Source organism: Bradyrhizobium sp. 170, from assembly GCF_023101085.1.
GTDB lineage: Bacteria > Pseudomonadota > Alphaproteobacteria > Rhizobiales > Xanthobacteraceae > Bradyrhizobium.
Map to the genome: position 1 here is coordinate 6,723,098 of NZ_CP064703.1, position 24,687 is coordinate 6,747,784.

Annotated in this window: 22 protein-coding genes; 16 read left to right on the top strand and 6 right to left on the bottom strand. The window is 62.9% G+C overall.

The features are described 5' to 3' along the window. Nucleotides 1–13 precede the first annotated feature (13 nt). From IVB05_RS31450 to IVB05_RS31465, 4 genes are all read left to right on the top strand, one after another. Nucleotides 14–907 carry a branched-chain amino acid ABC transporter permease gene (locus IVB05_RS31450; protein ID WP_247779907.1) on the top strand — a complete coding sequence of 298 codons (894 nt, stop codon included), beginning with the start codon at nucleotides 14–16 and terminating at the stop codon, nucleotides 905–907. Between the two features lie 6 nt (nucleotides 908–913). Continuing rightward, nucleotides 914–1,987 (top strand): branched-chain amino acid ABC transporter permease, encoded by a 1,074-nt coding sequence (locus IVB05_RS31455; RefSeq protein ID WP_247779908.1) that lies wholly within the window; start codon nucleotides 914–916, stop codon nucleotides 1,985–1,987. 58 nt (nucleotides 1,988–2,045) lie between these two features. Next, nucleotides 2,046–3,326, top strand: coding sequence for an ABC transporter substrate-binding protein (locus tag IVB05_RS31460; RefSeq protein ID WP_247779909.1), 1,281 nt, complete (start codon nucleotides 2,046–2,048; stop codon nucleotides 3,324–3,326). A gap of 160 nt (nucleotides 3,327–3,486) precedes the next feature. After that, on the top strand, nucleotides 3,487–4,326 hold the full coding sequence (locus IVB05_RS31465) for an ABC transporter ATP-binding protein (RefSeq protein WP_247779910.1): 840 nt from the start codon (nucleotides 3,487–3,489) through the stop codon (nucleotides 4,324–4,326). Nucleotides 4,327–4,432: 106 nt separating this feature from the next. Here the strand turns inward: IVB05_RS31465 and IVB05_RS31470 are convergent, their stop codons facing one another. Further along, entirely contained in the window at nucleotides 4,433–5,593 is a 1,161-nt protein-coding gene (locus IVB05_RS31470; RefSeq protein ID WP_247779911.1) for an AGE family epimerase/isomerase, read from the bottom strand. 95 nt (nucleotides 5,594–5,688) lie between these two features. Here IVB05_RS31470 and IVB05_RS31475 point away from each other — a divergent pair, with 95 nt between their 5' ends. Further along, nucleotides 5,689–6,912 carry an AMP-binding protein gene (locus tag IVB05_RS31475; protein ID WP_247779912.1) on the top strand — a complete coding sequence of 408 codons (1,224 nt, stop codon included), beginning with the start codon at nucleotides 5,689–5,691 and terminating at the stop codon, nucleotides 6,910–6,912. A 16-nt stretch (nucleotides 6,913–6,928) separates the two neighbouring features. On the opposite strand, the gene IVB05_RS31480 is transcribed toward IVB05_RS31475, so the two are convergent. From IVB05_RS31480 to IVB05_RS31490, 3 genes are read right to left on the bottom strand one after another with little or no spacing between them, the layout of a single operon-like run. Further along, nucleotides 6,929–8,026: a DegT/DnrJ/EryC1/StrS family aminotransferase gene (locus tag IVB05_RS31480; RefSeq protein ID WP_247779913.1), complete on the bottom strand. Its 1,098-nt coding sequence runs from the start codon at nucleotides 8,024–8,026 to the stop codon at nucleotides 6,929–6,931. 11 nt (nucleotides 8,027–8,037) lie between these two features. Further along, entirely contained in the window at nucleotides 8,038–8,505 is a 468-nt protein-coding gene (locus IVB05_RS31485) for an acyltransferase (protein ID WP_247779914.1), read from the bottom strand. Beyond that, a complete protein-coding gene (locus IVB05_RS31490) occupies nucleotides 8,502–9,563 on the bottom strand; it encodes a Gfo/Idh/MocA family oxidoreductase (RefSeq protein ID WP_247779915.1) in 1,062 nt (353 codons plus the stop codon). Before IVB05_RS31490 ends, IVB05_RS31485 begins: the two co-directional genes overlap by 4 nt. Before the next feature lie 433 nt (nucleotides 9,564–9,996). Here IVB05_RS31490 and IVB05_RS31495 point away from each other — a divergent pair, with 433 nt between their 5' ends. Beyond that, nucleotides 9,997–10,953, top strand: coding sequence for an NAD-dependent epimerase/dehydratase family protein (locus IVB05_RS31495; RefSeq protein ID WP_247779916.1), 957 nt, complete (start codon nucleotides 9,997–9,999; stop codon nucleotides 10,951–10,953). 37 nt (nucleotides 10,954–10,990) lie between these two features. Here IVB05_RS31495 and IVB05_RS31500 read toward each other — a convergent pair whose 3' ends face one another. Further along, entirely contained in the window at nucleotides 10,991–12,934 is a 1,944-nt protein-coding gene (locus tag IVB05_RS31500) for a hypothetical protein (protein WP_247779917.1), read from the bottom strand. A 374-nt stretch (nucleotides 12,935–13,308) separates the two neighbouring features. Between IVB05_RS31500 and IVB05_RS31505 the strand changes: the two genes are divergently transcribed. From IVB05_RS31505 to pseF, 10 genes are read left to right on the top strand one after another with little or no spacing between them, the layout of a single operon-like run. Next, complete coding sequence (locus IVB05_RS31505) at nucleotides 13,309–14,700, top strand: CBS domain-containing protein (RefSeq protein ID WP_247779918.1); 1,392 nt, start codon at nucleotides 13,309–13,311, stop codon at nucleotides 14,698–14,700. 21 nt (nucleotides 14,701–14,721) lie between these two features. Continuing rightward, the gene (locus IVB05_RS31510; protein WP_247779919.1) at nucleotides 14,722–16,641 is read left to right on the top strand and encodes an N-acetylneuraminate synthase family protein; all 1,920 of its coding nucleotides are present in this window, start codon (nucleotides 14,722–14,724) and stop codon (nucleotides 16,639–16,641) included. Then, the gene (locus tag IVB05_RS31515; RefSeq protein ID WP_247779920.1) at nucleotides 16,638–17,339 is read left to right on the top strand and encodes an acylneuraminate cytidylyltransferase family protein; all 702 of its coding nucleotides are present in this window, start codon (nucleotides 16,638–16,640) and stop codon (nucleotides 17,337–17,339) included. The genes IVB05_RS31510 and IVB05_RS31515 overlap by 4 nt, the downstream gene beginning before the upstream one ends. Beyond that, a complete protein-coding gene (locus tag IVB05_RS31520; RefSeq protein WP_247779921.1) occupies nucleotides 17,332–18,093 on the top strand; it encodes an SDR family oxidoreductase in 762 nt (253 codons plus the stop codon). Before IVB05_RS31515 ends, IVB05_RS31520 begins: the two co-directional genes overlap by 8 nt. Next, entirely contained in the window at nucleotides 18,090–18,935 is an 846-nt protein-coding gene (locus IVB05_RS31525) for a TIM barrel protein (RefSeq protein ID WP_247779922.1), read from the top strand. The genes IVB05_RS31520 and IVB05_RS31525 overlap by 4 nt, the downstream gene beginning before the upstream one ends. Then, nucleotides 18,932–19,693: an SDR family NAD(P)-dependent oxidoreductase gene (locus tag IVB05_RS31530; RefSeq protein WP_247779923.1), complete on the top strand. Its 762-nt coding sequence runs from the start codon at nucleotides 18,932–18,934 to the stop codon at nucleotides 19,691–19,693. The genes IVB05_RS31525 and IVB05_RS31530 overlap by 4 nt, the downstream gene beginning before the upstream one ends. Nucleotides 19,694–19,706: 13 nt before the next feature. Next, complete coding sequence (locus tag IVB05_RS31535) at nucleotides 19,707–20,546, top strand: SDR family oxidoreductase (RefSeq protein ID WP_247779924.1); 840 nt, start codon at nucleotides 19,707–19,709, stop codon at nucleotides 20,544–20,546. 53 nt (nucleotides 20,547–20,599) lie between these two features. Next, entirely contained in the window at nucleotides 20,600–21,601 is a 1,002-nt protein-coding gene (gene pseB / locus IVB05_RS31540) for a UDP-N-acetylglucosamine 4,6-dehydratase (inverting) (protein WP_247779925.1), read from the top strand. Next, complete coding sequence (pseC, locus tag IVB05_RS31545; protein WP_247779926.1) at nucleotides 21,598–22,779, top strand: UDP-4-amino-4,6-dideoxy-N-acetyl-beta-L-altrosamine transaminase; 1,182 nt, start codon at nucleotides 21,598–21,600, stop codon at nucleotides 22,777–22,779. The genes pseB and pseC overlap by 4 nt, the downstream gene beginning before the upstream one ends. Beyond that, nucleotides 22,776–23,465 carry a pseudaminic acid cytidylyltransferase gene (gene pseF / locus IVB05_RS31550; protein WP_247779927.1) on the top strand — a complete coding sequence of 230 codons (690 nt, stop codon included), beginning with the start codon at nucleotides 22,776–22,778 and terminating at the stop codon, nucleotides 23,463–23,465. Before pseC ends, pseF begins: the two co-directional genes overlap by 4 nt. On the opposite strand, the gene IVB05_RS31555 is transcribed toward pseF, so the two are convergent. Further along, nucleotides 23,452–24,672 carry an HAD-IIIA family hydrolase gene (locus IVB05_RS31555; RefSeq protein ID WP_247779928.1) on the bottom strand — a complete coding sequence of 407 codons (1,221 nt, stop codon included), beginning with the start codon at nucleotides 24,670–24,672 and terminating at the stop codon, nucleotides 23,452–23,454. The two genes, pseF and IVB05_RS31555, sit on opposite strands and share 14 nt — an antisense overlap. Between the last annotated feature and the right edge of the window lie 15 nt (nucleotides 24,673–24,687).

Consider the following 24,687-nt stretch of genomic DNA (forward strand, 5'->3'; position numbering starts at 1 on the left):
GGCGTCAAGCAGCATGAACACCCAGCTTCTCATCCAGCTCCTGGTCAACGGCCTCGTGGTCGGCACGCTCTATGGCGTGGTCGCGATGTCGTTCGTGCTGATCTACAAGGCGACCCAGGTGGTAAACTTCGCGCAGGGCGAACTGCTGCTGGTCGGCGCCTGGGTGTGCTGGTGGCTGCTCACCAAGTATCAGGTGCCGTTCTATCTGGGCATGCCGATCACGCTGGTCTTCATGTTCCTGTTCGGCATCGCGATCCAGATCGTCATCCTGCGCCCGATGATCGGGGAACCGATCATTTCCGTGATCATGGTGACGATCGCGCTGTCGACGGTATTTGCCGCGCTGATGAAGTGGATGTTCGGCGTCAATTTGCAGCCGTTCCCGCGCGTCTTCCAGACCCAGAACGTCAACATTCTCGGACTGCAGGTGCAGACCGTCTATCTGATGAGTCTTGCGGTCTCGGTGGCGATGATGATCGGGATGGCGTGGTTCTTCCGCCTCTCCAAATATGGTCTGGCGATGCGCGCCACCGCCTTCAACCAGCAGGTAGCGCAGTCGCTCGGCATTTCCGTGAAGAGCGTGTTTGCGATGGCCTGGGCGATCTCGGCGACCGTCTCCGCCGTCGCGGGCGTGGTGGTCGCCGTCGTCAACGGCGTCTCGGCCGGGCTTTCCGCCTATGGCGTCAAGGTGTTTCCGGCGGCGATCCTCGGCGGTCTCGACAGCGTCGGCGGCGCGGTGCTCGGCGGCATCATCATCGGGCTATTGGAAAACTTCGCGCACTTTCTCGACAGCGAATATCTGCACTGGGGCAATCTCTACGAGATCGCGCCGTTCTATGCGCTCATCATTATCCTGATGATCAAGCCATACGGCCTGTTCGGCACCAAAGACATCGAGCGGGTGTAAACCATCATGGCAAGCCAGACATTGATTCCCGCCGGCGATTTCCGCACCACCTACGCGGCGGATACCACGGTGTTTCCGACCGCGACCAGCCGGAACGCCATGATATCAGGCATCGTGCTGATCTGCTTTGCGCCGCACGTCGTCAACGAATACATCCTCAGCCTCCTGATCCAGATCGGCATCTTCGGCATCGCCGCCCTTGGGCTGAACATCGTCGTCGGCTTCACCGGCCAGATCTCGATCGGCCACGCCGCCTTCTTCGGCTTCGGCGCCTTCACCTCGGCCTATCTCTCGAACCGGTTCGCCATTCCCGTCTTCTTCTGCATCCCGCTTGCAGGCGTCGTGACGGCCGCAGTCGGCCTGATCTTCGGCCTGCCTGCCGCACGGCTGAAAGGGCTTTATCTCGCGATCGCGACGCTGGCGGCGCAGTACATCCTGCTCGACTTCTTTGCCCGCGCCGAATGGTTCACCGGCGGCAGCGTTCCCGCCAGCGCCGAACCGTTCTCCCTCTTCGGCTATATGCTGCGCGGCGATAAGCAATATTTCTATGTCGTGCTGGCCTATGTCATCGTCTGCTATCTCCTGGTCACGAACCTGATCCGTTCGCGCGACGGGCGTGCGTTGGTGGCGGTGCGCGACCATTATCTGTCCGCCGAGATCATGGGCATCAACCTGACCAAATACCGGACGCTGTCGTTCGGCCTTGCCGCCTTCTTCGCCGGCGTCGGCGGCGCGCTCTATGCGCATTACAACCAGGTGGTCTCCAACGAAGGTTTCGGCATCGACCGCTCGATCATCTTCCTGGCGATGATCATCATCGGCGGGCTCGGCTCGATCATGGGCACGCTGATGGGCACCGCCTTCATGGTGCTGCTGCCGGAATCGATGGAATGGCTCAGCGTCGCGTTGCGCGGCAGTCCGATCGACCAGTTCCTGGGATTGAAGAACAACATCGCCTTCCTGCGCGAGATGGCGATCGGCGTCATCATCATCGTCTTTCTGGTTTTCGAACCGGACGGACTCGCGCATCGCTGGCGACAGATCAAGGCGTACTGGAAACTCTACCCGTTCTCGCATTGAGGTCGGAACGGGACGGACAACAATAAGACCTCGAGAAGTAACCGGGAGGACTATGTCCATGACGATGAAGACTCTGTTGAGCACAGCCTCGCTTGCTTTGCTGTTGGGTAGCACCGCGGCATCGGCCCAAGCGCCGATCGCGCTGGGACATCTCACCGATTATTCGGGCCCCACCTCGGATGTCGGAACGCCGTTCGGCCAGGGTGTCGCGGACACCTATGCGTGGATCAACAAGAACGGCGGCATCAATGGCGCCAAGATCAATCTCGATACCGTCGACTACGGCTACCAGGTGCCGCGCGCGATCGCCCAGTACAAGAAGTGGTCCGGCTCCGACAAGGTCGCCGCCATTCTCGGCTGGGGCACCGCCGACACCGAAGCGCTGACGGGATTCCTAGCCCAGGACAAGATCCCGGATATTTCGGCATCCTATGCCGCGGCGCTCTCCGACCCGACTGGCGCCGGCGGCAAGGCCAAGCCTGCCCCCTACAACTTCTTCTACGGCCCGAGCTACTCGGACGCGGTTCGCGGCATGCTGACCTGGGCCGCCGAGGACTGGAAGTCCAAGGGCAAGTCCGGCAAGCCGAAATTCGTCCATATGGGTGCGAACCATCCCTATCCGAACGCGCCGAAGGCCGCGGGTGAAGCGATTGCCGCCGAACTCGGCTTCGAACTGCTGCCGCCGATCGTGTTCGCGTTGACGCCCGGCGATTACAGCGCGCAGTGCCTGACCCTGAAGAGCTCGGGCGCCAACTACGCCTATCTCGGCAACACCGCCGGCTCGAACATCTCCGTGCTCAACGCCTGCAAGGCGGCCGGCGTCGACGTGCAGTTCCTCGGCAACGTCTGGGGCATGGACGAGAACGCCGCCAAGGCCGCAGGTGCTGCCGCCGACGGCGTGGTATTCCCGCTGCGCACCGCGGTGGCGTGGGGCGGCAACGCCCCCGGCATGAAGACCTTCATGGAAATCTCGAAGATGTCGGACGCCGCCGGTACCACCTACCGTCCCGTGCATTACATCGCCGGCGTCTGCACCGCACTCTACATGAAGGAAGCCGTGGAATGGGCTGCCAAGAACGGCGGCGCCACCGGCGAGAACGTCAAGAAGGGCTTTTATCAGAAGAAGGATTGGGTGCCCGCGGGCGGCGAAGGCATCTGCAATCCCTCGACCTTCACCGAGACGGATCACCGCGGCACGCTCAAGGTTGATCTCTATCGCATGAAGGTCGCAGGCGCGACCGACGCCCCGCTCAACGATCTCGTCAAGAACGGCGGCATCAAGATGGAGAAGGTGAAGACGATCGACCTGCCGCGCAAGCCCGAGTGGCTCGGCTGGTAAGGCAACGGTTGCCGAGAGGCGCCGAACGCATTCGGCTGTCGTCCCCCGCGAAAGCGGGGGACCCAGTACGCCGCGGCTTCTCGGTGGATCACAGCCGCCTCTGGAATACTGGGTCACCCGCCTTCGCGGGTGACGACACCGAGAGGTGATGAGACAGGACATGACTGAATCGACCGTAATCAATCGTCCCGCGACGGCGGCACAAGCCGCCGCTCCGCTGCTCAGCGTCCGCAACATCGAGGTGGTCTACGACAAGGTCATCCTGGTGCTGCGCGGCCTCAGCCTCGACGTGCCGAAGGGTGCGATCGTAGCCCTGCTCGGCGCTAATGGCGCCGGCAAGTCGACGACGCTGAAGGCGATCTCGGGCCTGCTCAAGACGGAGGACGGTGAAGTCATCCGCGGCGAGATCCTTTTCGACGGCGCGCGCATCAACGGCATCGATCCCGACAAGATCGTCCGCCGCGGCATCTTCCAGGTGATGGAGGGCCGCCGCATCATATCCGACATGACGTCGATCGAGAATTTGAAGCTCGGCGCCTTTACCCGCACCGACAACGAGGTCGGCAACGACATCGACATGGTCTTCAGATATTTCCCGCGGCTGAGGGAGCGCACCGGGCTCGCCGGCTATCTCTCCGGCGGCGAGCAGCAGATGCTGGCGATCGGCCGCGCGCTGATGGCGCGGCCCAAGATGATCCTGATGGACGAGCCGTCGATGGGCCTGTCCCCGCTCCTGGTCAAGGAGGTGTTCGCGATCATCAAGGCAATCAACCGCGATCTCGGCGTCACCATCCTCCTGGTGGAGCAGAACGCGCGCGCGGCGCTGTCGGTCGCAAGCCACGGCTACATCATGGAACAGGGCAAGGTGGTGCTCGACGGCACGGCCGACGAATTGCGCGACAACGAGGACGTCAAGGAATTCTACCTCGGCGGCGCCGGCGACCAGCGCAAGAGCTTCAAGAACCTCAAAAGCTTCAAGCGGCGAAAGCGGTGGCTGTGATCGGCCATAGCGTTTTCGAGCGAAGTGGGTACCGGTTCGCGTGAAGAAGACGCGTCAAAACAAAAAACTGAACGGTTCTGATTCCATCAGAACCGCCACCCATCATTTAGCCGATCACCTGTTCCGCTTCCGCGACCGCGCAAAGAACATGATAGAACGAAGACGCAGGAATGGTTGCGACCAGCGAGTTGCCGTCGCGATCGAATTGGTCGTACCAGCCGCCCGCCACGGGATGGCTGAGATAATGCCGTTCGAGCCGCGCCAGTGCCGCGCGCGCTTCATCCGCGGCTCCCGCCTCGCCCGATTCGGCCTGCGCGATCCACGCCTTGGCGATTTCGGTCTGCGGCCACAGCCGCCGCGTATGACGCCTGATCTTGCCGTGGGCGTCGCCCTCGTCGATCAGACAGCCGGTCGCCTCATCGCGGTAGCGCAGCGCCGACGCCAGCAATTCGCCGCGGTAGCGGCCAGTCGGACAGCCGGTGATGCGTTCAAAGCCCTTCAGCAGCCACGCCCACTCCGCCTGGTGTCCCGGCTCGACGCTGACAGGCTCGATCTTCGACCAATCCTCCTCGAAATACTCGCCAAGCACCTGCCGCTGCTTGTCGTAGAGGTTGGCCAGAAACAGGCTGAAGAAATTCCCGGCCCTGTTCTGGAACACCACATCATGCGTCGCGTCGAATGCCGCGATCATCGCTTCGAACAGATGCATCTGCGGATTCTGCCGCCGCGGCAGCGACACCGGCAATCCCTCATGAACGCCGCCGTGCGGCGAGCGCAGTTGCGTCTCGATGAAATGGCACAGCGCGTCGATCTCGGCGCGGACCTGTGCGTCGCGTTCGAGCCCATGGACGGCTGCAAGGGCGAGCAGGACAAAGGCGTGGTCATAGGAATCGCGGAGCGGGTTCAGCACCGCGCCATCAGGCGTCAACGTGTGGACGAAGCCGGGTCCGCCATCGGGGGCTTTCGCCTTCGCCAGGAGGTGTTCCAGCCCCTTCAGCGCGATCGCGCGGCCATCAGGATACCAGCCCATTTGCGCCGCCTTGGCGAAGCAATAGATCTGGCGCGCCTGCACGAAGACCCGGCGCGGCGCCAAGCGGTCCGCACGGCCGTCCACATCGAGCCGATCGATAAAGCCGCCCGCCTTGTCGTCCCAACCTTCGGTCGACCACAGCGGCAAGCAGTGGTCGATCATGCGAAGCTTCAGCCTGGCGACGATATCGGCCGAAACGGCACCGTCTCCTGCCGCAGCGGTATGTCCTTCAGCCATTGCGTCCCCTGGAACACGAGCAACACCGGTAGCCGCCGTCTGATAGCACGCCAGCGGCGGCACGCAATCGGCCCTAATCTGCGGGATCATCAGCCATGACCGATCACTATGACGCCCTTGAAACCCGCGAGCCGGCCAAACGCGACGCTGAGCTGTTTTCCCGCCTGCCGGACGTTCTGCGCAAGGCGCTGGCCGCGCCGGCCTATGCCGAGCGCCTGAAGGGCATCGATCCCGCTTCCGTAACCAGCCGGGCCGAGCTGGCGCACCTGCCGGTGCTGCGCAAGTCGGAACTCCCTGCCCTGCACAAGGCCGCGCCGCCCTTCGGCGGTTTCGTGGCCGGGCCTTTGGGGTCGTTCGGGCGGCTGTTTACCTCGCCGGGCCCGATCTTCGAACCCGAGCCTGTTCACGCCGACCCCTGGCGCGGCGCGCGCGCATTGTTTGCGGCCGGGTTCCGGCCCGGCGACGTCGTGCTCAACACCTTCAGCTACCATCTGACGCCCGGCGGCTTCATCTTCGACGCCTCGGCGCGGGCGCTGGGCTGCGCGGTGATCCCGGCCGGCCCCGGCAATACCGAACAGCAGTTCGAACTGATCGAGGCCTATCGCCCGGTCGGCTACAGCGGCACGCCGGATTTCCTCAAGATCCTGCTCGACGCCGCCGCAAGCGCAGGCCGCGACGTCTCCTCGATCAAGCGCGCAATGGTATCAGGCGCGGCGTTTCCGAAGTCGCTGCAGGATGAAGTGAAGTCGCGCGGCATCGATGCCTATCAGGCGTTCGGCACCGCCGACCTCGGCCTGATCGCGTTCGAGACGCCAGCGCGCGATGGCATGGTCGTCAACGAAGACCTGATCATGGAAATCGTACGTCCCGGCACCGGCGATCCCGTCGCGCCCGGCGACGTCGGCGAGATCGTCGTCACTTCGCTCGATCCGCAGCATCCGTGGATCCGCCTCGCGCTCGGCGACCTCACCGCGGCGTTGCCGGGAACGAGCCCGTGCGGACGCACCAACATGCGCATCAAGGGTTGGATGGGACGCGCCGACCAGACCACCAAGGTCAAGGGCATGTTCGTGCGCCCCGAGCAGATCGCCGAGATCGGCAAGCGCCATCCCGAACTCGGTCGGCTCCGCCTCGTGGTCACGCGATCCGGCGAAAGCGACCTGATGACGCTGAAGGCGGAAACGGCCTCGGCTGCCGGAAATCTTCAGGACGAACTCACCGCGACGCTGCGCGCCGTGACAAAGCTCGGCGGGAATGTAGAACTCGTCGCGGAAGGCTCGCTGCCAAACGATGGCAAGGTGATCGCGGACGAGCGGTAAGCGTGCCCGCCTCGTCTCAGAACTTGCGAACGAGATCGATGATTTCGTCCTGCTGCGCCCTGGTGATCTCCGCGAACATCGGCAGTGACAGGATTTTCCCTTGATCGCTGGATGCATTGGGAAATTGCTCGGAACGATGCCCGAAGCGCGCATAGGCGGCAAGGAATGGCAGCGCCGTCGGATAATTGATCGCGGTCTGCACGCCGTTGGCGTTCAGGTGCGCGGCCAGTGCATCGCGGCGCGGATGCCTGATCGTGTAGAGATGATAGACGTGCGTGCGGTCGGGCGCGACCTGCGGCACGACGACGTCCTCGATCTGGTTGAGGCCGGCATCATAGACTTTCGCGGCGTTCTGCCGCGCTTCTGTCCACTGGGCCAGGTGCGGCAGTTTCGCCGACAGGATCGCTGCCTGCATGCCGTCGAGCCGGCTGTTGATGCCCTCGATATAATGCTGGTGCTTCACCAGACCGCCGTGACGCGCCAGCATGGTCATATGTTCGGCTAGTCGCTCGTCATTGGTCACGACGGCGCCGGCATCGCCCATCGCGCCGAGATTCTTGCCCGGATAGAATGAATAGGTCGCAGCCGTGCCGAAGGTGCCGACCTGCTGGCCTTTATAGCGGGCCAGATGCGCCTGCGCGCAATCCTCAACCACCCAGAGCTTGTGCTTGCGCGCGATCGCCATGATCGCGTCCATGTCCGCCGGCTGGCCGTACAGATGCACGGGAATGATCCCGACGGTGCGCGGCGTGATCGCGGCCTCGATCGCCGCTGGTTCGATCGTGAACGTAGCGCCATCGGTATCGCAGAATACCACCGTGGCGCCGGCGTGCGTAATCATCGCCGAAGTGCTGATCCAGGAATGCGCCGTGGTGATCACCTCGTCACCCGGCTTGACCTTCAGCGCGGCCATCGCGAGATACAGCGCATCGGTGCCGTTCGCGCAGGATACGCAATGCTTGACATCTACGGCAGCTTCGAACTCCCGCTCGAAGGCATCGACGTAGCACCCGCGAATGAAAGCGTTGTCGCGGATCACGGAGGCAATCGCGCCGTCGATCTCGCTTCTGATGGTCTGATACTGCAGTTGCAGATCCGCAAAAGGCACCGGCATCTTCGTCTTTCCTACTTGTCCACCAGCAGCCGGCGCGCAGGATTGCCTGCATATGTTCCTGACGTCGTGATGTCCCGGGTTACCACCGAGCCCGCGCCGATGACGACATCGTCGGCGATCCTGACCGGCATGATCGTGGCGTTGGAGCCGATCGAGACGCGGTTGCCGATCACGGTCTCGCGCCACAATTCCCTGTTGCCCCGGGCCGGGCCGCCGGTCGAGAACGTATCGTTCACGAACATCACGCCATGGCCGACAAAGCAGTCCTCGCCGATGGTGACCAGCTCGCAGATGAAGGCATGTGACTGCACCCGCGTGCGGGCGCCGATCACGACGTCTTTCTGGATCTCGGTGAACGGCCCGACGAAGCAGCCGTTGCCGATCTTGCAGCCATAGAGATTGCACGGCTCGACGATTTTGACGCCGGTGCCGAAAACAACGTCACGCACGCCGGCCTGGTGTATCTCGGGCCGGCTCACGAGACGACACCGAGCCGGCCCAGCCGCGGCGCGAAGCGAAGCGGCACCTCGGCGCCGGTCTCGATCGATTCGTAGAGCGCGGAAATCAGTTCCAGGCTCTTGCGCCCTTCGAGACCGTCGACCAGCGCCGAACGCTGGTTCACCAGGCAGTCGATCACGTGCTGGTAGTAGGCCTGATGGCCGAAGCCGTAGACGTTCGGCGGATTGACGGAAAATTTCTCGATTACATCCTTGTCGGACGGAAGTTCTTCGACAAAGCGCCAGTGCCGGATCTGGTTGACCGCGAAGCCCGCAATTTCGACCGTTCCCTTTTCTCCGAGAATCGAAAGCGATCCTTCGAGGTCGGTCGGCCGGACAGCCGTCGTCGCCTCGATGATCCCGAGCGCGCCGCTGCGGAATTTCAGGGTTGCCACCGCGGTGTCCTCGGCCTCGATCTTTGCCAGCGCCGTGACGGCACGGGCATGAACGCTGACGACATCGCCGAAAAACCATTCCAGCATGTCGACGTGATGGCTGGCCTGGTTGGAGAGCACGCCGCCGTCATAAGCCCAGGTGCCGCGCCAGGCATCCTGATCGTAATAGGCCTGGTCGCGGCACCAGCGGACGCGAACCGTGCCGAGAATCAGGCGGCCGAAGCGGCCGGCCTCCAGCGCCTCGCGCGTCTTCACCACAGGAACATTGAAGCGGTTCTGCTTGACGACGAACAGCTTGACGCCGGCCTCGTCACAGGCGCGGATCATGTCGTCGGCGTCCTGCAGCCGCAGCGCCATCGGCTTCTCGACGACGACGTGCTTTCCGGCCTTCGCGCAGGCGATGACATGGGCGGGATGCATCCCGCTCGGCGTCAGCACCGCCACCGCATCGATGTCCTTCCGGGCGAGGAAGTCATTCATGTCATGGATTGCCGGGACGCCGAACTTCGACGCGATCGCGTCGGCGCGGTTGCGAACGGTATCGCAAACGGCAGCGAGCCTGGCTCCGTCGATATGATTGCCGCCCAGAAGTTCCGAGTGGCGCTTTGCGATACGCCCGCATCCAAGCAGGCCTATTCTGATCATGGGGAGCTTTGTTCCATTAGCCGTCAGAATCGACGTTAGCCCCCTGATCGATCGCAGCCAACCCTTCAGGGTGGCGGAGCCCCCCGCCTCTCGCCCGGGCCGCCGGATTTTGATCCGTCCGAAGGCGTTGACAACAACCCCGGAAGACTGCAACGACGCAGTGGCGTCCGCCAATGACGGATTTCAACCCTCGGCGGATGGGTCAGATGGCTCGACGGGGTCCCAGCTCCCAAACGCTGCCCGCTTGGCACCGTATCTCCCTGCTCATACAGAAAAGAGCCGCTTTTAGAAGGGTTCCGTCAACCCTCGGTTGCCCCCATACGATTCGCTGGCCTATATTAGAGATTGGCGGTGGTCTATTTTAAACGCAAAGCCGACTTTTTCAGATTAGATGCAACAGGAAACTCAGCGGCGAAAAGGCGTCCCCGGGCTGATGAATTCACGCCCCACACCTGCTGGCGAGGGAGCCGGTGCGCAGTCGAGCACCGCGTCGGACGTGCCGTGCAGCCGCGACAGCAAGAAAACCAGGGTGCTCGTAACCGGCGCCGACGGGTTCGTCGGACGTCATCTGGTTCCGTATCTTGTCGCGCAGGGATATGCCGTGATCGCTGCATCGAGAGCGGCAACCACCTTCGACAATCCGAACGTGACCGCCATTCCGCTTCCGGATCTCTCGCGGCTGTTCGACTGGCAACCCCTGCTGGACCAATGCGACACCATCGTTCATCTTGCAGGCATTGCTCACAAATACGCCGGCGACGATTTTTATGATCGCGTGAATCATCGCGCGACGTCGGCGCTGGCACGGGCGATATCGCGCGGCGCGACAAAGCATCTGGTGTTCATTTCCTCGATCGCCGCCCAGTCCGGCTCATTTGCGGATCATCACCTGACTGAGGATGATTTTCCGACACCGAACAATGCGTATGGGCGGTCCAAATTTGCCGCCGAGCAGGCCATACGCGCGGCCGGCATTTCGTTTACAATACTGCGTCCCGTCGTGATTTACGGCGAAGGCGAGAAGGGAAACTTTGCGGTCGTTCACCGGCTTTCACGGCTTCCAATCCCGCTTCCGTTCGGAGGGTTGACCGCGCAGCGATCCGTACTGTCGATCCAGAATTTCAATTCGGCCGTCGAGACCGCGCTGAACAATCCCGGCGCGCGGGGAGAAACCTTTATCGTATCAGATCCTGCACCGATCACGGTAGCAAATCTCATTGCCCGTCACCGCACCAGCCTCGGCAGGTCACCCTGGTTGGTGCCTGTACCCGAAAGCTGGCTCAAGGCGACCCTCAAGGTCATGGGCCAGGGCGCGATCTGGGAGCGAATTGGACGGCCCCTGGTGGCCCCTCCAAGAAAACTTCTTTCGATCGGCTGGAAGCCATCCTGAGCGATCTGCGCCCGCTATCCGTTGGCGGCTGGATGCCTCAACTGCAGCGGATTTTTCGGCCGGTGGTAGGCGCCGTGAGTATCAACACCGTGTCGAGCTTCCAGGGCGCAGCCCGGGCGCAGAGTTGCTGGTCGCTCAACGGTTCGGAGCTGGCGTCCTTGTAATCCGCAAAGCCGTAATGCGGCTCCTTCGGGCATTTCAGCGCCGGCGGGTTCAGTCCTTTCAGCATGGGCGCGCCGAGGATCGCGGGGACGAAAAGCGGATCCTGGCGGCACTCCACGGCGATGGTCCAGAAAGGTACGTTGTCGGGCGGTACGAATACTGCCGCGCGGTGCGACTGCGTGATTCCCATTGCCAGCAATGTCGCTTTGACCTGCCATCCTGGAGTACGCTTCATATCGCTCGCCAGCGCATAGCGGGCCGGATGCCCCGGCGTCAAAAGTTCGATGAGGCGTTGCCGGGTTGTCGTCTCGGCGCCGGCGCTTTCACCAGAAACCACGCGCGCCCGCGCCTGAACCTCCGCAAACAGAGCACCCAACCTGTACGCGCTTTGCCGCTTTTCCTGAGTCGCAAACGCGACGAGCAGCAGCGCACCCACAACAAAGCCCGGCATACGAGGGTTGGGAAAAAGTTTTTCGAAATGAGCGCCGCGGTAGGCGCAGACAAATACGATTGCCGTCCAGGTCCCGACGTTGACGAAGTAATAGCCGGATCCACCGGGGACATTGATCAGCAGAACGGGGACCACGCTGGCGATCGCCATCACGGCAACCGCTTCGGCGCATCTTTGGTCCTGCGGCGTTCCACCCCGCCATACCTGAAACGCAACATAAAGCAGCACAAGGTTTGCAGCGATGTTCGGCAAGGCGCCGCGCGGATGCTCGCGGATAAAGCCCAACGGTTCGAGCGCCTCCAGCAGCATCCGCGCACTGGGGGAGATGATCGCGATTGCAAGGATCACAAGCAGAAGGAGTGGCGCAGCCAGCTTGATCAGGCCCAGCGGCGTCGTGCCCATTCGCCGCCACAACAGGAATCCGGCCCCACCTGCGAGAACGGCGCCGACAGAAATCTTCGAAAGCAGAATCAGCAGGCCTGCAACGCCGAGCGCTGTGACCTGCAAGCTGAGGCGATGACGCCGCTCAGAATCGGCGATCTCCGCCAGCAGCGGCAACGCCAACAAAAACATGATCATCGCGAGGAAATAGGACTCCGAGACCAGATAGGACGTCCATCCCCACAGGTCGGCCACAAACAGCAGCAGCAGCGAACCCAGCGTGATCAGGGCACCATTGGCGGGCCCCTCTCCGGGCCGGCGAAACAGGTGGATCGCGAGCGACAGGCCGAACAGCAGCATCGGAATGGCGATAATTTGCCCGCCGATGGAGTAGGCCTCCAGCGTCGGTACCCCGAGCCAAAGGCCGATGCAGCCGAGCCAGATGTGGGACAGCACATGGTATTTGGTGGAAAGGAGTCCATCGAGGCCGGTGCTCAGCACACCATACTTGACGAGCATGTTGGCGATCGAGGCATGAAAAATAGTGTCGAGTTGGTGGATGCCCGTCAGCGCCAGTTCGAGCGTGAGGACCGATCCATAGGCGCGCGAATTGATCACCAGGAAATAGCCGAAACCGAAGAGGCCACCGCAGGCAACGGCGAACACCCACCTGCCGGCGGGGGCTTTGCGCATGGCCCAGGCGGTGTGCGAGATGCCCGCAGCCAGCAGTCCAATAAACAGCGGATAGGTGACGACGTCGGCCAAAGGCCCGTTCAACCAGGCAAGGCATGGCAGAAAAATCACCGCCACGGTCGAAATCAGCAGTGCGCTGTACGCGCCACCGCGCTCGACGTGGCGGACCGTCAACAACGTCGCACAGGCGATGACAGCGCATGGCAACAGGAACGCCTTGACGAAAACGAACCAGTGTGGGCTCCCCAACGGCCAGCGCACGATGGCCACCATGACCGCCGACACCGCCGTCATGGTCCAGCAGAACATAGCCGCGAAATAGATCGGGCTTGGTTGGCGGGCGGCAAGCAGCTGCGTTGGATCGGGCGCCGATTCAGCCAGCCAGCGCCGAGACAATTGTTCAGTAGCTTGCACGCGATCGAACCTGCTTTTTGACCAGGGGACTCAAGGGATAGTCCTCGCCTGGCGCTCATCTGGCGACGAGCCGAAGACGCGGCGCAGAACGCGCCCGAAATAGGTCAATCCATGCCCTTGCGCTAGCATATTCGGCCGGAATTCACCACTCCATGGGAGCTTGCACGATCTGCCCCCCTGCCGTATCTAACGACCCGAAAATAGAGGCGTTTCCGGGCCAAAACCGGAACCGGTTGCCGCTTGGATCCGCCAAATTGCCAGACAAGAGCCACCTTACCATCGCCGAGAGCGACACGATCGAGCAGGCATTCCAGCGGCTCAATGCCAACATGCTCGGGATCCTGTTTGCCCGTGACGCCGACGGACGTGTCATCGGCGCCGTCACGGACGGCGACATCCGCCGGCGGCTGCTGACGGGAATATCGATCCAGGGCGAGGTCGCAAGCTGCATCAACCGCAACTTTGTATGGGCGCGCGCCGGAGCGCCCCGCGAACAAATCCTCAAGCTGCTCGACCAGCGGGTTCATGTCGTTCCGATCCTCGACGCCAACGGCCGGCTGGTGGACGTGTTCAGCCGCGATCTGTTCAATCTCGGCCAGGAGAGCGAAGTATTCGCCCGCGCGCGCTCGCCGGTTCGCATCAGTTTCTCCGGCGGCGGCACCGACCTCACGCATTACTTCGTCGACAATGACGGCGGCTCCGTCATTAACGCGACCATTGCGATGTACGCGCATGCGACGCTGCGCCGGCGCAACGACAACCGGATCAGAATCTACTCGCACGATTTTCGCTGCACGGTCGAAGCGGAAAATCTCGCCAGCCTCGGCAGCGAAGGCGAACTGGCGCTGATCAAATCGGTCGTACGCCTGATCCAGCCGGCCTACGGCTTCGATCTCGACGTCTCGGCCGATTTTCCGGTGGGCTCCGGCCTCGGCGGCTCGGCGGTGGTGTCGTCCGCCATCATCGGCTGCTTCAACGAATTCCGCTCCGATCGGTGGGACCGCCATGAGATTGCGGAAATGGCCTTTCAGGCCGAACGGCTGATGCTCAACATTCCCGGCGGCTGGCAGGACCAGTACGCCACCGTGTTCGGCGGCTTCAATCACATGGAGTTTTCGTCCGAGCAGAACACCATCGTTCCGCTTCGCCTCGAACCCAATATCGTCGCCGAGCTCGAGGAAAGCCTGGTGCTTTGCTACACCGGCGCCAGCCATGATTCCGGTTCGATCCACCGGGATCAGAAGCAGCAGCATGAAACCAGCGATGCTGTCGCGGCCGCGGCCAAGCAAAAGGAAGTGACGCGCGAAATCCGGCATCATCTGCTGCGCGGCCAGCTTCTGGAGTGCGGCCGCCTGATCGACGAGGCATGGCACGCCAAGCGTCGCCTGAGTTCGCTCATCAGTTCTGACGACCTCGATGCGATCTATGATCTCGCGAAAGCCAACGGCGCGGTCGGCGGCAAGCTGCTGGGCGCCGGCGGCGGCGGCTATTTCATCTTCTTCGTCCGTCCGTTCCAGCGCTATCCGCTGATCGCGGCGCTCGAGCAGAAAGGCCTGTCCTGCTCCCGCATCGCATTTGAGGAAAACGGGCTGCGGACCTGGAAATCGCGCATTCGAGGAGCGCCGGCCAAGGGCGGCGCCGCATAAATCTGGATACCGAGAAGGTTCATGAACTCAACCAACCAGGCGGCACCAATCCGGATCGGCAATCGTTCGATCGGCAACGGTCAGCCGTGCTATGTCATTGCGGAAGTCGGCAATAACCACAACGGCGACTTCGATCGCGCCATCGCGCTGGTCGACGCCGCGGTCGCAGCCGGCGCGGATTGTGCAAAATTCCAGATGCGCAAGCTGGACGAGGTTTACCGCGCATCGAGCCTTTCCGGAAAAGACGACGACCTCGCCGTCGAATACACCCTCGACCTGTTGCGCCGCTTCGAGCTGACCACAGAGCAGCAGCGCCGCGTGGCGGACTATTGCGCCTCGAAGAGCATCCAGTACCTCTGCACGCCCTGGGACGCGTCGAGCGTCGCAACGCTGGAGACGTTCGGGGTTCAGGCCTACAAGGTGGCGTCCGCCGACCTGACCAACCTGCCTTTGCTGGCGAAACTGACCGCGACCGGCAAGACGCTGATCGTCTCGACCGGCATGAGCACGTCGGATGAAATTCGCGCAGCGGCGAAATTTCTCGACGACCGCTCGGCCAACTATGTGCTGCTGCATTGCCAGAGCACCTACCCTGCCGCGCTTCACAATATTCACCTGCGCTTCATGGAGACCTTAAGGGAGATCCATCCCTTCGTCGGCTATTCCGGTCACGAGCGCGGAACCGCGGTTTCGATCGGCGCGGTTGCGATGGGCGCGGTCGTGATCGAACGCCACATCACGCTCGATCGCGAAATGGAAGGCCCGGACCACGCGGCAAGCCTCGAGCCGGAGGAATTCAAGGCGCTGGTGTCAGGCATTCGCGAACTGGAAACGGCGCGCGGCGAAAAGCTTGCGGAGCGCGCGCTGAGCCAGGGCGAGCTGATCAACCGCGAGAACCTCGCCAAGAGCCTGGTGGCGGCCCGGGACATTGCGGCCGGCACTGTCGTCGCCGAGAGCGATGTCGCCGTCAAAAGCCCGGGCCAGGGCCTGTCGCCGCTTAAAATGCCTGCCTTGATCGGCCGGCGCCTCAACCGCGCGATGGCGAGAGACGACTACTTCTTTCAGAGCGACCTCGCCGACGGCGCCACAACCGCGCGACGCTATCGTTTCGACCGTCCCTGGGGCGTACCGGTTCGCTATCACGACACGCAACGGTTTCTGGAAATCTGCCAGCCCGACATCATCGAATTCCATCTCAGCTACAGCGACATGGAGCGCGATCCGGCCGCTTATCTGTCCGGCACCTACGATCTCGGCTTCGTCGTGCACGCGCCCGAACTGTTCGCGGGCAGCAAGCTGATGGACCTGGCGACATCAGACGAAGGGCTGCGCCGCTATTCGCTGGAGCAGACCCAGGCCGTCATCGACATCACGCGCGGATTGAAGAAGTTCTTTCCCAAGACCAAACGTCCGCCGATCGTCGCCAATATCGGCGGCTTCACCATGGACGAGCCGCTGTCTGCGGAATGGAAGGCGGAGTGCTACCGCATTTTCGCCGCCAGTCTCGCGGAACTCGATCTCGACGGCGTCGAATTGATTCCGCAGACCATGGCGCCGTTCCCGTGGCATTTCGGCGGGCAGCGGCACCAGAACATCTTCATCTTCCCGGACGAGTCGGCCGCATTCTGCGCCAGGCATAATCTGCGGATGTGTGTCGATATCTCGCATACCAAGCTTGCCGCCAATCATTTCGGCTTCGATTTCGCGAAAGGACTCGCGCTGCTCGGCCCCCATACAGCGCATCTCCACTTTGGCGATGCCAAGGGCCTTGATGGCGAAGGCTTGCAGATCGGCGAAGGCGAGATTGATTTCGACGAGATCGGCGCCGTGCTGCGCAAGCACGCTCCCGAAGCCTCGTTCATCCCCGAGATATGGCAGGGCCACAAGAACATGGGCGAAGGATTCTGGACGGCGCTCGAGCGCCTCGAGGACCGGATATGACGAGGGTTACGCCCGGGCGGACGCTGGCCGTGATCGCGGCGCGCGGCGGCTCCAAGGGAATTCCGCAGAAGAACCTGATCGATCTGTGCGGCAAGCCGCTGATTGCCTGGACCGTCATGCAGGCGGCCGCCGCGAAGGGCGTCGATGTCGTGGCGGTCTCGTCCGACAGCGACCAGATCCTCGAGGCCGCGGAAGCCGCCGGCGCCGTCGGCGTCCGGCGTCCTGACGATATCTCCGGCGATCTCGCCTCGTCGGAAGCGGCGTGGCTGCACGCGCTGGAGCAGCTCGATGGAAAGCTCGGCCCGTTCGGAAGGGTCGTCGCGCTGCAGGCAACATCGCCGATCCGGGAATCCAGCGACATCGAACAGGCGCTCGCGACGTTCGACCGGGAGGAACTCGACAGCCTGCTCTCGGTCTGCGAGGTCGAGGATTATTTCAACTGGCGCATCGGCGCCGATGGGCCCGAACCGATCAACTACGATTTCCGCAATCGGCGGATGCGGCAGCAGATCGAAAAGCGGTATTTGGAAAACGGCTCGTTCTACGTTCTAATTCCCTCGCTGCTACGCGAACACAACAACCGGCTCGGCGGCAAGATCGGAATGCATCTGATGGAGCGCCACAAAATGTTCCAGATCGATCGCCCGGAAGACATCAGGCTTTGTGCGGCCATCATGCGCAGCTACGGCTATGCATAGTCCCGCAGCCTTTTCGCTGGAAGGCAAGACTGCCGTCGTCACCGGGGCGTCGCGCGGCATTGGCGCGGCCATTGCTGGCGGTCTGCAGGCCAGCGGCGCAAAGGTGTTCGGCCTCAGCCGGAGCGGCACGGCGCCTTCGCATGTCACGGCGGTCAAATGCAATCTAGCCGATGATGCCGCCATCGGGTCCGTGTTCGATAATCTTTCGAAGACCGGAGAACGGCTCGACGTGCTGGTCAATGCGGCGGGCATCAGCCTTCCCGCCTCCGCGACGATCAGCGAACTCCAGAGATTCCGCGACACGCTGGCGGTCGACCTGAGCGGCGTCTACGCGACGATCCTTGCGGCCTATCCGCTCCTGAAGAAGGCGGGCGGCGGCTCGATCATCAACGTCACCAGCATCAACTCGGTGCGCGGCTTTCCCGGAAATCCCGGCTATGTCGCGGCCAAGGCCGGTCTTGCCGGCCTCACCCGGGCGCTTGCCGCGGACTACGCGCGCGATCGTATTCGCGTGAACGCGCTCGCGCCCGGCTATGTCGCGACCGAGATGACCGCGAAAAGCTTTGCCGACCCGGCGAAGCATGAGGATCGCCGCCGCCACACCATGCTCGGCCGCTGGGGTAACCCGGACGATCTGGCCGGCGCCGCGGTTTTTCTGGCGTCATCCGCTTCGGCCTATGTGACCGGCCAGGAACTGTTCGTCGATGGCGGCTGGACCACGAAGGGCCTTGCGATCAGCGAGGACAAGTCGTGACGACGCTCGAACGCATCGGCTTCATGCAGGGACGGCTGTCGGCGATGGTCGGCGGCAAGATCCAGGCCTTCCCATGGAACGAATGGCACGAGGAATTTCCGCGTGGCAGCGCGCTTGGTCTGACCCGCATCGAATGGACCATCGACCAGGACCGCTTGCGCGAAAACCCGCTCAACACCGCCGCCGGGCAGAAGGAAATTATCGAGCTGTCCCGCCGCCACACGCTCAGAACCGCAAGCCTGACCGGCGACTGTTTCATGCAGGCGCCATTCTGGAAGGCCGATGGCGAGACGCAGAAATCGCTGGTGGCCGATCTCGATCTGGTGCTCGCCTCCTGCAGCACCCTCGCCATCGAATTCGTCGTGATTCCGCTGGTCGACAACGGCAGGATCGAGAGCGCCGCGCAGACCGAAACCCTGCTGCGCGTTCTGCTCGATCGCGCCTCCTCACTGTCGAAGCAGGGCGTCAGAATCGTTTTCGAATCCGACCTGCCGCCTGCCACGCTGGCGCAGTTCATCGACAAATTCCCGCGCGAGGTGTTCGGCATCAATTACGACAGCGGCAACAGCGCCGCGCTCGGCTACGATTCCGCCGAGGAGATTCCGGCCTACGCCCCGCGCATTCTCAATGTGCATGTGAAGGACCGGCTGCTTGGCGGCACCACCGTGCCGCTCGGAACGGGTGCTGCGGATCTCGCCAAGACCATCCGGCTGATCGAGCAGTCCGGCTATCGCGGACAATATATTCTGCAGACGGCGCGCGCTGCCGACGGCGACCATGCCGGCGCGCTTGCACGATATCGCGACATGACGGTGCGCTGGATCGAGGACGCCAGGCGATGAAACTCGACATCGAGGACCGGGTCGCATTGGTGGTCGGTGCCAGCCGCGGCATCGGTTTTGCGATTGCCGACACGCTTGCCGCCGAGGGCGCCACGGTGGCCATAGCGGCGCGCGACCTCGACGGGATCAAATCGGCTGCGGACAAAATCGGCCGCGGCGCCTCGTGCCATGCCGCCGACGTCACCAACCCCGCCGCCGCGCTGGCGCTGGTGGACGATGTCGAAAAGCAGTGGGGCAGGATCGACATTCTCGTCTGCAACGTCGGCAGCGGCACTTCCGTGCCTCCGGGCAAGGAAACCGCGGCCGAGTGGTCGCGGGTAATCGACATCAACCTGTTCGCCACGACCAACACGATCGAAGCCGCGAGGCCGCTGATGAGCCGCGGCAGCGGCGACCGCGCGATCGTCTGCGTGTCGTCGATCTGCGGGCTCGCAGCGCTCGGCGCGCCGGTGACCTATTCGGCGGCGAAGGCGGCCTTGAACGCGACCGTGCGCGGCCTGGCCCGGCCGCTGGCGCTCGAAGGCATCCGCATCAACGCCGTTGCGCCCGGCAACATCCTTAGCGCCGACGGCACCTGGGCGCGCAAGATCGCCGAAAACAAAGCCGCCGTGGATGAGATGCTCGCTCGCGAGGTGCCGCTGCGCCGGCTCGGCAAACCCGAAGAGATTGCGGACATTGTCGCCTTTCTCGCCTCCCCCCGCGCCGCGTTCATCACGGGCACCGTGATCGTGGCTGACGGCGGACAATTGCGTGCTTGAACAGGAGCGTTCCATGACCGCCCCCTCCGCTCGATACGACCTCACGGGACGCACCGCGCTCGTCACCGGCGCCGGCGGTTTGCTGGGGCGACAGCACGTCGCCGCCCTGGTCGATGCAGGCGCACGCGTGGTCGTCAGCGACGTCGGACTGGCGCAGGCTGAAGCGACCATCGCTGCGGTGAAGGAAATCGCGCCCGCCGCCGATCTTGTCTCCGCCATCATCGACGTGACGTCGCAGGCATCGGTTGCCGCGGCAGGCGAGGATCTCGCCGGGCGCGGCATCGCCGTCGACATCCTCGTCAACAACGCCGCGATCGATCCCAAGGTCACCTCGACGCCGGGTGTGATGCATTCGTCACGCTTCGAGGCCTTTCCGGTTCCGCAGTGGCAGACCGAAATCGCGGTGGGACTGACCGGCGCGATGCTGTGCTCGCAGGTCTTTGGCGGCGCCATGGCCCGGCGCGGCCGCGGCGTGATCCTCAACATCGCGTCCGATCTCGGCGTGATCGCGCCGGACCAGCGGCTATACCGGCAGCCCAACATCACGCGGGATGAGGAGCAGCCGGTGAAACCCGTGACCTACTCCGTCATCAAGCACGGCCTGATCGGTTTGACGAAATACCTCGCGACCTACTGGGCGGACCAGGGCGTTCGCGTCAACGCGATTTCGCCGGGCGGCGTTTTCAACAACCAGGATCCCGCTTTCGTCGAACGATTGACGCGGCTGATCCCGATGGGACGGATGGCCCGGGTCGACGAATATTGCGCAGCCGTTCAGTTCCTCTGCTCGGACGCATCGAGTTACATGACCGGTCAGAACATGGTCATGGACGGCGGCAGGAGCGTGTGGTAACCACCGCGCGTTCCCCCATTTTCCTGCAATAATGAGCCGGCGCAGCAGCAATCATGTTTAACGACAAGTCCATTCTGATTACCGGCGGCACTGGTTCGTTTGGACGCAAATACGTCGGCAATCTCCTGAAGAACTTCAAGCCTCGCCGTCTCGTGATCTACTCGCGCGACGAGCTGAAGCAATACGAGATGCAGCAGGAGTTCGATCAATCGCCGATGCGCTATTTCATCGGGGACGTGCGCGACGGCGAGCGCCTGCGCACGGCGATGAAGGGCATCGACTTCGTGATCCATGCCGCAGCCCTGAAGCAGGTGCCGGCCGCTGAATACAATCCGATGGAATGCATCAAGACCAACATCCACGGGGCTGAGAACGTCATTCAGGCGTCGCTGGAGGCCAACGTCGAGAAGGTCATTGCGCTGTCGACCGACAAAGCCGCGCAGCCCATCAACCTGTACGGCGCCACCAAGCTCGCCTCCGACAAACTGTTCATCGCGGCGAACAACATGGCGGGGGGACATCGCACGGCCTTTGGCGTCGTGCGCTACGGCAACGTGGTCGGCTCCCGCGGCTCGATCGTGCCGCTGTTCAACAAGCTTCTGGCGGAGGGCTGTGATCACCTGCCGATCACCGACCCCCGCATGACCCGGTTCTGGATATCGCTGCAGCAGGGCGTCGACTTCGTCAACAAGAGTTTCGAGCGCATGTCCGGCGGCGAGATCTTCGTTCCAATGATCCCGTCCGTGCGTATTCCCGATCTCGCAGCAGCCGTGGCGCCAAACCTCCCGACCAGGGTGATCGGCATCCGTCCCGGCGAAAAGCTGCATGAGATCATGTGCCCGACTGACGACTCGCACTTGACCCTGCGCTTCCACGATCATTTCGTGATCAAGCCGACCATCAAGTTTTTCCGCAAAGACGTCGACTATGTTACCAACCAGATCGGCGAACTCGGAGAGCCGGTGTCGGATGGATTCGAGTATAATTCCGGCCGGAACGATCACTTCCTTGATGTATCCGAGATCAGGGAATTCAACCGAATTGCGGTCCAATGATCCCCTACGGACGTCAGGACATTTCCGCTGAGGACATCGACGCAGTCACCGAGGTGCTGCGCTCGGACTGGCTGACCCAGGGTCAGGCCGGCCCCCGCTTCGAGCAGGCGATGGCGGCCTATTGCGGCAGCCGCAGCGCGATCGCGGTAGCCAATGCAACGGCAGCGTTGCACATCGCATGCCTCGCGCTCGATCTCGGCCCCGGCGACCTGCTCTGGACGACGCCGAACACCTTCGTGGCATCGGCCAATTGCGCGCTGTACTGCGGCGCCAGCGTCGACTTCGTCGACATCGACCCGCGGACCTACAATATGAGCGTCTCGGCGCTGGCAGACAAGCTTGAAGTCGCGGCGTCGCGGGGCCGGCTGCCCAAGATCGTGGTGCCCGTGCATTTCGCCGGCCAATCCTGCGAGATGCGCGAAATCCGGGCGCTGGCGGATCGCTACGGCTTTCACATCGTAGAAGACGCCTCGCACGCGGTCGGCGGCGAGTATCTGGGGCGCAAGGTCGGCTCCTGCGACTACGGCGATACGACGATTTTCAGCTTCCACCCGGTCAAGATCATCACGACTGGCGAGGGTGGCATGGCCTTGACCAACGATCCGAGGCTCGCCGAGCGCCTCTCCTATCTGCGCACGCACGGGATCATCCGCCCCGCGCAGCGGCCTGAAGACCCTCGCGAGCCGCGGGTCAACGAGGAACGCAACGGCCCCTGGATGTATGAGCAGATCGAGCTCGGGCTGAATTATCGCATGACCGACATTCAGTCGGCGCTCGGCACCAGCCAGCTCGCGCGGCTCGACCCCTTTGTCACGCGCCGGCGCGAACTCGCCGCGCGCTACGATCGCCTGCTGGCGAAGCTGCCGCTGACGTGCCCGTGGCAGCATCCCGATACTAACTCGGCCTGGCATCTCTACGTCATTCGCCTGCACCGCAACGAGATCAAGCTCAGCCGGCGCCAGGTGTTCGATGCGCTCCGTGCCGCCGGGATCGGCGTGAACGTGCACTATATTCCGGTTCATACGCAGCCTTACTACCGAAAGCTCGGTTTTGAGACCGGCATGTTCCCCGAAGCTGAAAGTTATTATGAGGACGCGATCACATTGCCGCTGTTTTCGCGCATGACGAATGACGAACAGGACACCGTCGTCGCGGCGCTGGAGAAGATCCTCGCGTGAAGATCGCTGTCATCCCGGCGCGAGGCGGCAGCAAGCGGATCCCGCGCAAGAACATCCGCATGTTCTGCGGCAAACCGATTATCGCCTACTCGATCGCCGCGGCACAGCAGACGGGATTGTTCGATCAGGTCGTCGTCTCCACCGATGACGAGGAAATCGCAGCGGTGGCCCGCCAGTTCGGCGCCACGACGCCCTTTATCCGACCAAAAGAGATTGCCGACGATTTCACTGGTACCAACGCCGTCGTGAAGCACGCGGTAGCCTGGTTCAACGAGCAGTCGAACGACGTCACGCATGCGTGCTGCCTCTATGCCACCGCGCCGCTGGTGCAGGGCAACTTCATCACGGAAGGTTACGAGGCCCTCTCCCGCTCGGACGCTGCCTTCGCCTTTTCCGTCACCAGTTATGCGTTTCCAATCCAGCGCGCGGTGCGCATCACGCCGGAGGGCCGGGTGGACGCGATCTATCCGGAACACCGCATGACGCGATCGCAGGATCTGGAGCACGCCTACCACGATGCCGGGCAGTTCTATTGGGGAACGGCGCGCGCCTTTCTGGAGGACATGCCGCTGTTCGCGCCGCATTCGATCGGCGTGATCCTGCCGCGGCATCTGGTGCAGGATATCGATACGCTTGAAGACTGGGACCGGGCCGAACTGATGTACCAGGCCGTCAACCGCGCGTAAGCTGCGACGTCGCGTCCGCATCCAGCAGCGGCCGAATGAACGACAAGAGGTCGCCCCCCTCGAAAAGATGCCCCTTTATCCCCGCAGCAGCCGCGGCCTGGAGGTCGTGCGACATATCACCGACAAGCAGGCTGGACTCCTTGCGCACCGGCCAGCCTTTGAGGCAATCGAGGATCATGCCCGGCGCCGGCTTGCGCCGGTCACTTGCCTGCCGCCACTCGGCGACAACGCCTTCCTCGTGATAGGGGCAGTACTGGAATTCGTCGATATGCGCACCAATCCGGGCGAGATCGGCGCTCATCCAGTCATGCAGCGCGTGAATGGCCTCGATCCCGTAATAGCCGCGCGCCACGCCGGCCTGATTGGTGACCACAAACGTCAGGTAGCCACGATCATTGCAGAGCTTGATGGCCTCGCGCGCACCGGCCACCCACTCGAAATCCTCGACCTTGTGGACATAGGCCTTATCGATGTTGAGGACCCCGTCCCGGTCGAAGAAAACGGCGGAACGCCGCACGCGCGCGGGAAGTTCGGTCTGTGCACGTTCAAAGTCGGCGGGCACGCCGATGTCGATGAAAAACCCGTCATACATCGTTGCCCGCAATTGCCCCTTCTCGGCGAGGCGCGGAAAAACAGCCTGCTCTAGCGAACACGGCCCCTCATCGATAAACGACAGCACATCCCGATCGACGCAGTAAATGCCTGAATTGATCGGCCCGTTCGGTCGCGCTCCCGCTGGAAGGAACGTCTTGATGAAATCCTGATCGAGCAGGACTCGCCCATAGCGATCACCGGCATGATCCCGCTTCAAGGCCACACGCACGATCGCGCGCGGATGTACGGGTGCGGTGAGATCGAACATGTTAAAATCGAAAAAAGAATCCCCGTTGAGAAGCAAAAACCTGGCGTCCAACTGCGGAGCCGCATGCTTCAGCGCCCCGCCAGTGCCCAACGGCCCCGGCTCGGATATGACCGAGATCGACGCACCACGCCAGCGCTTGCCGTCATAGCGGCCGATCACCTGCCCTGCTTGGTGGCCGGCCAGCAGAACGATGTCCTGAATGGCCGGATAGCGAGATAATTCATCGAGGATGTAATCGAGGAACGGCTTACCGGCCACCTCAAGCAGCGGCTTCGGGACCAGTCGGGTGATCTCCCCCAGCCGGGTACCCAACCCACCGACCAGAATGACGGCCTGCTTCAGCACGATGCCTCACCTGCG